This is a genomic window from Portibacter marinus (assembly GCF_021533195.1).
GTDB lineage: Bacteria > Bacteroidota > Bacteroidia > Chitinophagales > Saprospiraceae > Portibacter > Portibacter marinus.
Genome location: NZ_JAJNKB010000006.1, coordinates 249,254 through 263,179 on the forward strand (window position 1 = coordinate 249,254; position 13,926 = coordinate 263,179).

Sequence of the window (13,926 nt, forward strand, 5' to 3'; positions counted from 1 at the left end):
ACCTTGACTGTTGTCAATTGTTCTTTAGCACCTCAAACATAGAGCAATTGGTAATTAGATCGTCGCGATGTCACTCATTTGTTTAAAAGCAAAATCACAATCCTTAGGCTATATATTTTAATTGTCTATTTTTGGTCAAGCATCCATCAGACTATGAGTAGAGAATTAGCGATACTGGAAAAACTTGAAAAGGAACTGAGCCTCAAACAGCTACAGATAAAATCCCTATTGACCATCACCCAGGCCATTAATAAAAATGTAAGTACCGACGGTCTTTACAACATGTATAAATCTTTCCTGAGTTGGGAAATGGGTGTTCACAAAATGGTCTTATATGTGCTGGAAGATGATGAATGGCTATGTACTTCTCACATCAATATCGAGACGGAGTGGATTATTAATGAACTGGCCCTGGTCATTCAAAATTACGACCGACTACACACCATTAAGGATGAAGATCCTGAAGTACTTCAGGCTTTCGATATCATTATACCGGTAATGCATAAAGATCACGCCATAGCTTATGCTGTCATTGGAGGCATTAAAGATCAGGAGGATGTCTATAATAAAATACAATTCATTACCACCATTACCAATATTATTGCCGTTGCCATCGAAAACAAAAGACTTTTCAAAAAGCAGATAAGGCAGGAGAGATTTAAAAAGGAGATCGAATTGGCAAGTGAGGTTCAGAAAATGCTGATTCCCGAAAAACTTCCGATCACTGATAAGTTTGAATTATCGAAGATTTATAAACCACACTTTAATGTGGGAGGTGATTACCTTGATTATATTAGTTTCGGTGCAGACAAATTCGCCTTTTGTATCGCGGATATTTCAGGAAAAGGAGTTGGAGCAGCATTGCTGATGGCTAATTTTCAAGCCATTATTCAAGGTTTGATATTTCAGTACAGAGACCTTGAAACTTTCGTATTCGCTTTAAACCAATCTGTTTTTAGAATTACCAAAAGCGACAAGTATATCACTTTCTTTATCGCAGAAGTTGATGTAAAAGCCATGAAGTTAAGATATATTAATGCAGGCCATTATCCACCCTTCTTGTATCAAAATGGAAAAATGAGACGTTTAGATAAAGGTTGTACGATTATAGGAGCTTTTGAGAAATTGCCCCAGATCGAAGAAGAAGAACTTGACCTTGAACATAATAGTATGATTTTGAGTTTTACTGATGGTTTGGTGGATCTTAAAAATGAAATGGGAGACTACTTTGAGGATGATAAGATCAGCGGATTTTTGCAATCGCATGCACATGAGTCGGCAGAATCATTCAATAATCTCTTACTTTCGGAAATCAATACTTTTAAGGGAGCACAACCTTATCCTGATGACATCGCTATATTAACTTGTAAGGTGTTATGATTTTTAGGAATGAAAATATTAATTTGAGCGCAGAAGAATGAAGAACAGAACAACGGCGGCATTAATAGCACTTTTTTTGGGCATCTTTGGAGCCCACAAATTCTACTTGCGTGACTCCGGAGCAGGAATTTTCTATCTGATTCTTTTTATGGTGGGAAGCTCAATGAGATTGCCAATTACTGTGTTTTTGGGTTTTGTTGACGCCTTCGTACTTTTTACCATGTCAGATGAAAGGTTTGACGCCAAGTATAATAAACAGTATGATAGCAGGGCAGATCGCAGAGATCAAAGAAGGAGCAACAGGTATGATTCGAGAGAACAAAGAAGATATACAAGCGGAGGCAGCTACAGCAGCAGACGTCAGCAAGACAGCTATCCCGGAAGCAGGGAAAGCTACAGAAGGCCGACACCACAGGAAAATAGGGTGAAAAGGCCAAGAGAGAATCCTTTTAAAAAGACAGGAGTCTCTAAGTATAAAGATTATGACATCGAAGGAGCAATAGAAGATTTCCAGAAAGGATTAGAGCTGGATCCCAACGATATGGCTCTGCACTTTAATCTTGCCGCGGCATATTCGCTTACTGAGAAAACTGATCAATCATATTACCATCTGGCTAAAGCGGTCGAAAATGGGTTTAAAGATTTTGAAAAAATTAAGACCCACGACGATCTGGCATTTTTGCGAATACAAGAAGGGTTTGAGGCATTTCAGGAAAACGGATATCGCCTTACATCGGATACATCCTCGCAAACTGTTGAAGAAATTCCAGACGTAGAAGAGTTGCCTGATCAAGTGATTAAGGACGACATTTTACTTTCACAGCTTCAGAAATTATCTGAACTTAGAAATAAAGGTTTACTTTCAGAAAAAGAATATGTTGTAGAAAAGGAAAAATTAATGAGACGTTAAATAGTGTTAATATATGTGCCAAGTGTCCTATAAATACGTCTTATAAAAAAAGATGAAGTAATGATAGCCAATGAATTAATATCGCAAACAGTATCCTGCCTTAGGACTTCTGATTTAGGCGAGGAGGCTATCACCATGATGAATATCTTTCATGTAAAGCATCTTCCCATCGTTAATAATCAACAATTGTTAGGGGTCATTTCAGAAGAAGAAATCCTGAATAACGATCTGGATGAGGCAATAGGGTCTTACAATCTGACCATGCGAGAACCATTTGCCAAAGCTGAAGATCACATGTTCGAAGTCATGTCCATCATGGCTGAAAATAATCTGACTGTGATTCCGGTTGTAGATGATCAACAAGATTATATCGGACTCATAACGCAGGACGATTTGATTCAGTTTTACGCTAAGAGCTTCTCCTTCATGGAAAGCGGAAGTATCGTCGTATTGAATATTAGAAAGCGCGACTATTCGCTGGCTGAAATTTCCAGAATCATCGAAATGGAAAATGCGACCATTCTCAGTTCATTTTTGACCAATAGCCCGAATTCTGATGAAATACTGGTAACCCTCAAACTCAACGTGCAGGACATTAAGCACATCATTGCTACTCTGGAGCGTTATGGCTATATCATCAAAGCCACCTTTGCAGAAACAGAATACATTGATTCTTTAAAAGAAAGATTTGATTCTCTGATGCACTTTCTGAATGTTTAGAATACTTTCGCAACTAATTCTCCAGAAATAAGAACCCCGTTTCAAAGTGGTTATGAAGACTTTTGGACTCATCGTTTTTATTTTTTTGTATGTCAATGCTGCCATTGGCCAGACCATGGTTATTAACAGCATTAATATTGAAGGAAATAAACGAACAAGAAAAAAAGTCATACTTCGGGAATTGAATTTTAAAGTCGGTACCGTCATTGAAGACAGCTCGGACCTGGTAGCCATAGAAGACTTCAATGAAAAGCGTTTATTAAGTATTGGCTTGTTTAATGAGGTCGAAGTCAATATGAATGGCGGCGACGTGCAGATAACGGTCAACGAAAATTGGTACATATTTCCAAATCCCATTTTTGAGCTGGCCGATGACAACTTCAATTTTTGGTGGTTTGATCAGATGCGGGATCTTTCCAGGACCAACTACGGATTGCGTGCCGAACACGTCAATCTCACTGGAAACAGGGATAAATTGGTCATGACATTTCAACTCGGTTATCGCCGGAAATTAGAGCTTAACTATAGGTTTCCATTCCTTGATCGTGAAGGCAGATGGGGATCTGCTATCAATGCATTTTACGATGATCAAAGAGAGTTGCACTATAAAACTGTTGGCAATAAGCCTTTATTTACTCAGGTCAATGACGAAATTGTAAGAACAAGTTTCAGACTTGGTGGCGATATATCGCATCGTCCGAATATTTTCCTTATTCACAATTTTAGATTGGAATTTAGAAAAATAACGATTCATCCGGTCATTGCCCAGGAGTTCAATCCGGATTACTTCTTGGATGGCAAAACTGATACGCGGTATTTCTTATTGGATTATTTATTTGCCTTCGATCGTCGTGAGTTCAAGATCTTTCCAGAAAAAGGGGACTACATCAGATTGAATTTGAGAAAGGAAGGATTGTATGTATTCGATGAGGTAAACAATCTTTCCGCTGAATTAAAGTATGAAAGAAATTATAACTACCTGTCGAAACTAATCTATGGATATGAAGTCAAGGGAAAGTATCAATTGCTCAGAAATCAACTGGCCTTTGTATTTAATGAAGCCATTTCGGGTGCTGATGTCCTTCGCGGTTATGACCGATTCACCATTAACGGAAGCGATTATGTTTTTGCCAAAATGGACGTACACTATAAGTTGGTAAATCACACATTTGATATTAGTAATTGGTTGAAGTTGTCCCAATTCAACAAAATCAATCTCAAACTTTATCTCGGAATGGGTTTTGATACCGGGTATGTCAATGAGCGGTTCTACCTGGAATCAAATACTTTTAATAACAGATGGTTGTATGGATATGGTCCTACCTTCAGCATCATGTTTTACAATACCTATTTATTTCAAGTGGATTACAGTTGGAACCATTTAGGCCAGGGGAGTTTTGCTTTTAAAAATGCCATTTCATTCTAAAATCCACTGCATTTCAATGTTCGTGTGTCTGGTAGATGGATGATGGGGTAATAAAGAAATAAAAGATCGTTAACTTTGGACATCATATAACGGCAAGTTGATGAACATATTACTATTCGGCAAAGGATTCAAGGAGGGTAACGAAGTATATCTGCATACCTTAATGTCTATTTTAGAAAAGCGTGGTGTAAGGGTTTATGTCAATAAAAGTTATAAAGAATTACTTGAGCAGCAGGATGTCAAGTTTTGCATGGAGTGTGCTGCCATTGATTCAACAGAAGAATTGAAGAAAGCAAATGTAGATTTTGTTTTTACGCTGGGAGGGGATGGTACTATACTGACGGCCATCACTCTAATAAAGGACTTAGGAATTCCAATATTGGGAATTAATTTAGGTCGTCTGGGTTTTCTTGCTATTATAGAGAAGAATAAGATTGAAAGAGCATTGGACAAGCTTTTTGATGGTCGCTTTACTATTGGAGAAAGAGTGATGCTTAAATTGAACGGAGCGGACGATCTTTTTGGAGATAAGAGTTTTGCATTGAACGATTTTACATTACATAAGCGAGATACTTCAGCCATGATTAAAATACATTCGTTTATCGATGGATCTTTCTTGAACTCCTATTGGGCGGATGGACTGATCGTTTCTACTCCCACAGGATCCACAGGTTATTCTTTGAGTTGTGGTGGGCCGATCGTGTTTCCCTACTCTGGCAATTTTGTTATTACCCCTGTTGCGCCCCATGATTTAAATGTCAGACCGGTGGTGCTTTCGGACAACAGGGAATTAAGTTTTATCATAGAAGGAAGAGGTGAGAATTTTCTCTGCACGTTGGATTCCCGATTCGAAGTGATTACCTCAGATCATAAGCTTTCGGTCCGGAAATGTGATTTTCGAGCCAAACTTGTGCAATTAGAAGGAGTCAGTTTCCAGGAAACGATTCACAATAAATTGTTTTGGGGTAAGGATTCCCGCAATTAATCGGTGAATATGGTCGACTAGCTTCATAAAAGCCACAAAACATTTTAGGACCATAAAGCTATCAGATAGCAGATTTAGGCTTGATTCAGTATTTCCCTCGGTACTTGCAAATTCCATTTTCAAGCTATCAGATAGCAGATTTACTCTTGATTTAGCACTTGCAAATTTGATTTGCATGCGTTCGCGTTTCTAACAACCCACCTCCACATCATTTTTTAAAATTTTCTTTATAATCTTGATTGTCTTTCAAAACAAATCTGATTAACTTGAGGTTGTTAAATTTGAGCTTTAATCAAATTAAGAAAATGTCTGCCATTAATTCTACATATCACGCCGATGTGGTCTTAGGCTTCAGAGAAATACCGGAGAAAAACTATTCACGGCAGATCTACTTTATTGAGAAACACAGAGATATCGTGGAGAATATGGATACCGATTTCAGGATCGATCTTCTCGATAAATACAACAATGCCCTGTTCGAAATTGGGCACTACAGAAAATGTCTGGATCACATAGACCTTTTGATCTTTGATGTAATGAGCGAGAATTTCATTAGAACAGAAGAGGATCTGTTTTGCACACTTTTGAAAAGAAAATCTTACGCGCTCTTTAATGTCGGTGAATATCAAAAAGCTCAGTATGTGGCTAGTGAGTTAATGAAAATAAAGCCCGATATCCAAGAACCAAATTTAATCATGACCAACTGTGGATATCGGATCATCAAAGAGAAAACCAGAAGCTTAAGAGCATTTGCCATTATGTTGCTCATTTTCGGAGTCACCATCACTTGTTTTGACCTATTGGTCATTCAGAATTTTTATCCGGAGCAAATGGTCAAAATGGGTTGGCTGAGAGGCATTACAATCGGCGGAGCGGCACTACTCATCATAGCTCTTGAAGTGTATGCCTTTCTCAGTGGACGTAAAGGTGCAAGAAAAGTATTGCAAGAGAGCCTGATGAAGAGAAGCCAAGTTTGACGCAATGCTTTCTTTATAGCGACAGATTTGCTTACTATTTTAAGTCATTATGCCAATTTGGCACATATTTTACTTAAAGGCTGCTTGGTACAACTTTCGCAGCTATTAATAACGTTATATTGTTGACCGCTTACGAAAAGCAAATAAACCAGCCCAGCTGCTAAAACTTTGTAGGCATTCAATATCTTTGCAGCATAATAAATAGAGACGATGTTAAAGGTTTTTCAAAAATTGTTTGGGACGAAGTATGACAGGGATGTTAAAACCTATAGCCCTGTAGTAGAGGAGATCAATGAGATTTTCGAGACTTATAGAGATATATCCAACGACGAACTAAGAAATAAGACACTAGATTTTAAAAATAGAATTGCCGAACACCTTCAGGGCATAGATTCTGATATCAATGCGCTCCAGGAGTCTGCAGATAATGAAGAAGATCTAACCAGAACCGAAGAGATCTACAATGAGATAGACGAATATGTCAAGAAAAGAGATGAGCATCTTGAAGAAATTCTGAAAGAAATCCTTCCCGAAGCTTTTGCAGTAGTTAAAGAAACCGCCAGGAGGTTCAGTGAAAATGCAGAATTAGCAGTTCACGCCACACAGCATGATAGGGACCTGGCTGCTAAGAAGTCTTATGTCACCATTAAAGGAGACAGAGCGATTTATCAAAATTCCTGGAAGGCTGCAGGTGGAGATATCACCTGGAACATGGTACATTATGATGTACAATTGATAGGTGGCCAGGTGCTACATGATGGAAAGATTGCTGAGATGCAAACTGGTGAAGGTAAAACATTGGTAGCAACGCTTCCCGCGTATCTAAACGGTCTTTCAGGTCAAGGTGTGCACGTGATTACCGTGAATGACTATCTGGCCAGAAGGGATAGCGAATGGATCGGTCCAATTATGGAGTTTCTTCTCCTGACGATAGATTGCATTGACAAATACCGACCTCATTCCCAGGAAAGAAGAAGAGCTTATCAGTGCGATATCACCTATGGTACCAATAATGAGTTTGGATTCGATTATCTAAGAGACAATATGGTGCGCAATGTCAATGAAAAAGTGCAGGGAAAACACCACTACACCATGGTGGATGAGGTGGATTCCGTACTGATAGATGATGCCAGAACACCTTTAATCATATCCGGACCAGTGCCCGAAGGTAGTGAAGAACAAGAATACAATGAATTAAAACCAAAGGTTCAGCGCCTATACGATGTTCAAAAAAAGCAAGCCACTCAATACCTTGCAGAGGCTAAAAGATTGGTGAAAGAAGGAAAGATCGGACATGGAGAAGGAGAAGCAGGCTTAGCTTTATTGAGAGCCTACAGATCACTGCCCAAATATCGGCCGTTGATTAAGTATCTTAGTGAAGAAGGAATCAAAGTTTTACTTCAGAAGACGGAAAACTTTTATATGCAGGAGCAGTCGAAGAACATGCACTTAGCTGACGAGCCTCTTTACTTTACGATTGACGAGAAGAATAGAAATGTGGAGTTGACAGAAAAAGGCTCTGAGTATCTTGCTAAAGGAGAGGAAGATCCTAATTTCTTCGTGATGCCTGATATTGCATTGGAAATTCAAGCACTTCAGGAAAAGAATCTTGAACCGGAACAAGAAAGAGAAGAGCGGGAAAAATTCATCAGCGATTATTCAATAAAATCACGCCGTCTACACTCTGTGAGTCAATTGCTGAAAGCTTATACTTTGTTTGAGAAAGACGAAGAGTACGTAGTGATGGATGGCCAGGTAAAGATCGTAGATGAGCAGACAGGTCGTATGATGGAAGGTCGAAGATATTCAGATGGTCTCCACCAGGCTTTAGAAGCAAAGGAAAATGTCAAAGTAGGAGATATTACCCAGACCTATGCGACGGTTACACTTCAGAATTATTTTAGAATGTATCATAAGCTGGCGGGTATGACAGGGACTGCTGAAACAGAGGCCAGTGAATTTTGGGAGATCTACAAATTGGATGTAGTGGTTATTCCTACCAATAAACCGATTGTTAGAGATGATCGTGAAGATTTAGTTTATAAGACAGCACGTGAAAAATTCAATGCAGTCATCGAAGAAATAGAATTGATGACCAAGCAAGGTCGTCCGGTATTGGTGGGTACAACCTCTGTAGAGATTTCTGAAAGACTGAGTAGAATGTTGCAAATGAAGGGCATTAAACATAATGTTCTGAATGCGAAGCAACACCAGCGAGAAGCGGACATTGTAGCTGAAGCAGGTAAAGCAGGCAATGTGACCATAGCGACGAACATGGCCGGTAGAGGTACCGATATAAAAATCTCAGATGAAGTCAAAGCAGCTGGTGGTTTGGCAATTATTGCTACAGAAAGGCATGATTCAAGGCGAGTGGACAGGCAGTTAAGAGGTCGGGCAGGAAGGCAAGGAGATCCTGGATCTTCGCAGTTTTTCGTATCGCTGGAAGACAACCTAATGAGACTTTTCCATTCGGAGAGAATTGCTAAGGTAATGGACAGAATGGGTCACAAGGAAGGTGAGGTCATTCAGCATTCCATGGTGACTAAATCTCTGGAAAGAGCACAGAAGAAGGTAGAAGAAAATAACTTCGGAATCAGAAAGCGTCTACTGGAATATGATGATGTCATGAACATTCAGAGAGAGGCCATTTATAAAAAGCGTAACAATGCCCTTTCCGGAAATAGAATTGCTGTGGATATCAACAACATGTTTAATGCGTTGGCAGAAAACATCGTTATAGACCATAAGGCAGCGGGCAATCACGACACTTTCAGAAACGAGGTATTGACTTCGCTAGGCTTTGATCCTAATATCGACGCAGCTACCTTTAAGGAAGGTAACGAAGAGGACTTGATTGAGCAGCTTAAAGCAGAGCTACATGAGTTCTATGGACGTAAAGCGGAGAAGATCAGTGAATTGTTATTTCCAGTAATCAAGAATGTCTATGAAAATGAAGGACATAGATATAAGAGAATTGCCATTCCTTTTACTGACGGAAGATCTAATCCACTTCCTGTTTCAGCTAATCTGGAAGAAACGGTAAAGTCCGGTGGTAAAACATTGATGAGAGAAATCGAAATGGCAGTAACCCTTGCATTGATAGATGAAAACTGGAAGGAACATTTGAGGTCAATGGATGAGCTTAAAGAATCGTCTCAGGCTGCCAGTTTTGAGCAGAAAGATCCTTTGGTCATATATAAAATGGAAGCCTACGAACTCTTTGAAAACGTAGTGTATAATATCAATAGAGATGTGGCTTCTTATCTGATGAAGGGTCGAATTCTGCTGGGCAATAATCAAGAGATGTCTGAGGCCAGAGAGCAAAAAACAGACCTTTCGAATGTTAAAACCAGCCGCGCAGAGCAAGCTGCAAGAGCTGCAGCAGAAGGCGCCGGTAGGGGGCAAGCCAAGCCCGAAACATTTGTAAGAACAGAGAAGAAAGTAGGAAGAAACGATCCTTGTCCTTGTGGTAGTGGTAAGAAATACAAGCAATGCCACGGTAAATAATTAAATATGAAACAGCTTTTATTCTTCTTCTTTTTGATAATAGGTGTGCCTATGTTTGCACAGGTCACCATAAATGAAGAACCTAAAATCTCGAGATTGATGAATTCATATATCAGCCAGAGCAGGTCTACGGAATATGTACAAGGTTGGAGAATTCAATTGATCACCACTAATGATCGAAGAAAGATGGAAGCTGCCAGGGCTAAGTGTGCCAATTTATATCCCGGGTTGGAACCGGAATGGAAGCATGTCAGCCCATATTATCAGGTTCAGATTGGAGCATATCGAACCAAATTGGAATTGCAAAGCTTCCTGTTGGCGCTGAAGGAAGATTTCCCTAATGCTATCCCCGTCATGGATAAAATTTTAGAGACAGAGTTACTGTAAATGGCTAGAGCAACTTCCGGCATCAGATCGGGTATAGATTGGGTAGCATTATCTACTTATCTCGCACTTGTCTTGATCGGCTGGTTGATGATTTATTCTTCTACGGTGGAGGGGAATGTTGGTTTTCAGCTATCAGAACTCTTGAGTGGCCATTTTTTCTGGGTTGTTATTTCTTTATTTACCTTCATATGTGCGCTGTTCATTGATTGGAAATTTTGGGACACATTTTCCTCAGTATTCTACGCCATTGGAATCCTGGCATTGGTCGGCGTTTTGTTTTTTGGTGTGGTTCGTAATGGAGCTACCTCATGGTACTCTATCTTTGGTTTCTCAATTCAACCCGGTGAATTGGTTAAATTTTTCACATGTCTTGTGGTGTCTTCATTTTTAGCTTCTTATAAAACAGATCTAAAAAATGTGCGGCATCAGTTGACCGCTATTGGATTATTTCTGCTGCCTTCATTTTTAATTATTTTGCAACCGGACGCTGGGTCAGCACTGGTCTATTTCTCTTTTTTTATTTTACTATTTAGAGAAGGAATTACTCCATTGTATCATGTCATCGGACTATCACTGATTGCCATATTTGCTTTCAGTCTAATTTTAGGACCTCCTATTATGATCTTTCTTTTAATAGGTCTAGGAATTGGGGTCCTGGCCATGAACTTCAAAAATAGGTTGATTTGGCTTGCGGGAATCGTAATTGCGGCAATTTTGAGCGTGGCTTTTGTTCCCAGCAGCGATTTTCTTTACGTTTTGTTGGCCTCAGTGGCACTTTTTATGATCGTCGTTTTCCTCCAATGGGACAAAAAGAAGATCTCCTATTATGTATTGGTAGGATCAGTAATTGTTTTTTCTTCGTTATTTTCCTTTGGGTCAAATTGGGCATTTGAAAGGTTTTTGGCTCCACACCAGCAAGATCGGATCAATGTATGGTTGAGGCCTGGTATCGCCAGTTATGATGTGAAGTATAATATTATTCAATCAAAATTGGCCATTGGTTCAGGTGGCTTGCAAGGCAAGGGTTTTTTAGAAGGAGATATGACCAAACTGAATTATGTACCTGTAAAATCTTCTGATTTTATATTTAGCATTATTGGTGAAGAGCAGGGATTTCTAGGAGTCATAAGCGTCATCTTGTTATTTATTCTATTGCTCTATAGGATCATCGTTATTGCTGAACGCTCTAAAAGTAATTTTGTGCGTCATTATGCTTATGGTGTAGCGGGTATTATTTTCATACACTATTTTATAAATATCGGGATGACGATGGGCATAATGCCCGTAATAGGTATACCTTTGCCATTTTTAAGTCAGGGTGGTTCTTCCTTACTTGCATTTTCACTAATGATAGGAGTACTACTGAAAATGGATTTGTCCAGATAAAATGAAATTTGAAATTGCTACAAAAGATCCGGAATCTCGCGCTCGCGCCGGATCTATCATTACAGGACATGGTGTGATCGAAACGCCAATTTTTATGCCTGTAGGAACCATTGGAACGGTAAAAGGTATACATCAACGAGAGTTGGAAGATGTGATTAATGCTGACATCATACTTGGAAATACCTACCACTTGTATTTGCGTCCGGGTATCGATATCATCAACAAAGCTGGCGGGCTTCACAAGTTTATATCCTGGGATAGACCCATTCTTACTGACAGTGGCGGATACCAGGTTTATTCACTAAGCAATAATCGAAAAATTAAGGAAGAAGGAGTGATGTTTTCAAGCCATATCGATGGTTCCAAGCATTTCTTTACACCCGAAAAGGCCATTGACATACAGAAAAAGATAGGTGCTGATATCATCATGGCTTTCGACGAATGCACGCCTTATCCCTGTGCGTATGATTATGCGAAAAGAAGCATGAAAATGACTCATAGATGGTTGGACAGATGTCTGGAGCACATGCGCAAAAGTGATGGACTTTACGGATATGAGCAATGTCTTGCGCCTATCGTCCAGGGGAGTGTCTATAAAGACCTTCGAAAAGAATCCGCAGAGTTTATTGCCAGCCGAGGAGCGGATATCAATGCGATAGGGGGACTTTCTGTAGGAGAGCCACATGAGGATATGTATGCTATGACAGATGTGGTTACTGAAATATTACCGGAAGATAAACCGAGATACTTGATGGGAGTGGGTACGCCTGCGAATTTGCTGGAGAGCATTGCGCTGGGAATAGATATGTTCGATTGTGTATTGCCTACAAGAAATGCCAGGCATGGTTTGATTTATACATCTGACGGGGTCATCAATATTAAAAATGCGAAATGGGCAGATGATTTTAGCCCTTTGGATGCCAATCTTGGGATTGAAACCAGCTCAAGATTTACAAAGGCTTATGTAAGGCATTTGTTTCAGGTCAAAGAATTGTTAGGGGCACAGATTACCAGTCTTCATAATCTTAGTTTTTTCCTCCAACTTGTCAGAGAAGCCAGACGCAGAATACAGGATGGAACGTTTGTAAACTGGAAGAATAACTTAGTACCTAAATTATCTCAAAGGATATAGTCGATTTGCTTAAAAAGATAGACATATACATCATAAAAAAGTATCTCAAGACTTTTTTCTTTACCATTTTGTTAATCACAATGGTGGCTGTCGTCATAGATTTTAGTGAGAAAGTCGAGAAGTTTCTAAATCAAAGTATCAGTTTTAACGAGATTGTATTCGACTATTATGTGAATTTTATTCCATGGATCAATGGATTACTGTGGCCACTCTTTGCATTAATAGCAGTCATATTTTTTACCAGTAGGATGGCCAAAGATTCTGAAATCATTTCAATATTGGCCTCGGGTGTGAGCTATTATCGTTTATTAGTTCCCTATCTGGTGGCAGCTTCTTTTCTTGCATCACTACTATGGGTAGGCAACAACTACATTATCCCACGAAGTACGAAAATCAAGGCAAATTTTGAAAATGAATACATCTGGAGGGGCAATAAAAAAACCTTAAATGAAAACGTGCATATGCGCATTGGTCCGGATGAAAAGATCTTTGTAAGGTATTTTAGGTTAAGAGATAGCACCATGATCGATTTTCGTCTGGAGACTTTTGAAGATGGCGAACTTCGTAGATTATTGAAAGCCAAAAGACTGAAATATGATAATTCCAGTGGAAGGTGGACCATGAAAGACTATATGGTCAGAACTTTCGATGGGATGAAGGAAACGCTGGATTCGGAATCGGGCGAAGAGTTGGACACTTTGCTGAACTTCACTCCTGAAGAGTTTATAAGATTTGCCAATCAAATGGAAATGATGACGTCACCCGAGATCATGCGTTATGTGGAAGATCAAAATTCCAAGGGCCTCCAGAATCCGAAAAAGTTCATGGTGGAATATCATAGAAGGAACGCTGACCCTTTTACCATCATTATTCTCACTGTAATTGGCGTCTCTTTGGCTTCAAGAAAGGTTCGTGGAGGATTAGGCTTGAACTTGGCACTTGGTTTACTGCTGGGCTCCATTTTCGTCTTGATTTCCAAATTTTCGACCAGTTTTGCATTTAGTCAGACTCTGACACCCATGCTGGGCATATGGATTCCCAATATGGTATTTGCTGTTGTGGCAATTGTTTTGTTGACAAGGGCACAAAAATAGGCTTGGGCAAGTGTTATGACCA

At 39.5% G+C, this 13,926-nt stretch carries 11 protein-coding genes; all 11 read left to right on the top strand.

The features are described 5' to 3' along the window. The first annotated feature begins 153 nt into the window (after positions 1-153). A complete protein-coding gene (locus L2567_RS15035) occupies positions 154-1,380 on the top strand; it encodes a GAF domain-containing SpoIIE family protein phosphatase (protein ID WP_235298624.1) in 1,227 nt (408 codons plus the stop codon). Positions 1,381-1,417: 37 nt separating this feature from the next. Then, complete coding sequence (locus tag L2567_RS15040) at positions 1,418-2,290, top strand: NINE protein (RefSeq protein ID WP_235298625.1); 873 nt, start codon at positions 1,418-1,420, stop codon at positions 2,288-2,290. Positions 2,291-2,350: 60 nt separating this feature from the next. Then, a complete protein-coding gene (locus tag L2567_RS15045) occupies positions 2,351-3,010 on the top strand; it encodes a CBS domain-containing protein (RefSeq protein WP_235298626.1) in 660 nt (219 codons plus the stop codon). 52 nt (positions 3,011-3,062) lie between these two features. Continuing rightward, a complete protein-coding gene (locus L2567_RS15050; RefSeq protein WP_235298627.1) occupies positions 3,063-4,436 on the top strand; it encodes a POTRA domain-containing protein in 1,374 nt (457 codons plus the stop codon). A gap of 100 nt (positions 4,437-4,536) precedes the next feature. Further along, a complete protein-coding gene (locus L2567_RS15055) occupies positions 4,537-5,421 on the top strand; it encodes an NAD kinase (RefSeq protein ID WP_235298628.1) in 885 nt (294 codons plus the stop codon). Between the two features lie 305 nt (positions 5,422-5,726). Continuing rightward, complete coding sequence (locus L2567_RS15060) at positions 5,727-6,398, top strand: hypothetical protein (protein ID WP_235298629.1); 672 nt, start codon at positions 5,727-5,729, stop codon at positions 6,396-6,398. Positions 6,399-6,608: 210 nt separating this feature from the next. Then, positions 6,609-9,905 (top strand): preprotein translocase subunit SecA, encoded by a 3,297-nt coding sequence (secA, locus tag L2567_RS15065; protein ID WP_235298630.1) that lies wholly within the window; start codon positions 6,609-6,611, stop codon positions 9,903-9,905. Between the two features lie 6 nt (positions 9,906-9,911). Beyond that, positions 9,912-10,292, top strand: a complete 381-nt coding sequence (locus L2567_RS15070) for an SPOR domain-containing protein (RefSeq protein WP_235298631.1) — start codon at positions 9,912-9,914, stop codon at positions 10,290-10,292. After that, complete coding sequence (rodA, locus tag L2567_RS15075) at positions 10,293-11,678, top strand: rod shape-determining protein RodA (RefSeq protein ID WP_235298632.1); 1,386 nt, start codon at positions 10,293-10,295, stop codon at positions 11,676-11,678. 1 nt (position 11,679) lies between these two features. After that, positions 11,680-12,810 carry a tRNA guanosine(34) transglycosylase Tgt gene (gene tgt, locus L2567_RS15080; protein ID WP_235298633.1) on the top strand — a complete coding sequence of 377 codons (1,131 nt, stop codon included), beginning with the start codon at positions 11,680-11,682 and terminating at the stop codon, positions 12,808-12,810. 5 nt (positions 12,811-12,815) lie between these two features. Next, a complete protein-coding gene (locus L2567_RS15085) occupies positions 12,816-13,904 on the top strand; it encodes an LptF/LptG family permease (protein ID WP_235298634.1) in 1,089 nt (362 codons plus the stop codon). Positions 13,905-13,926 lie beyond the last annotated feature (22 nt).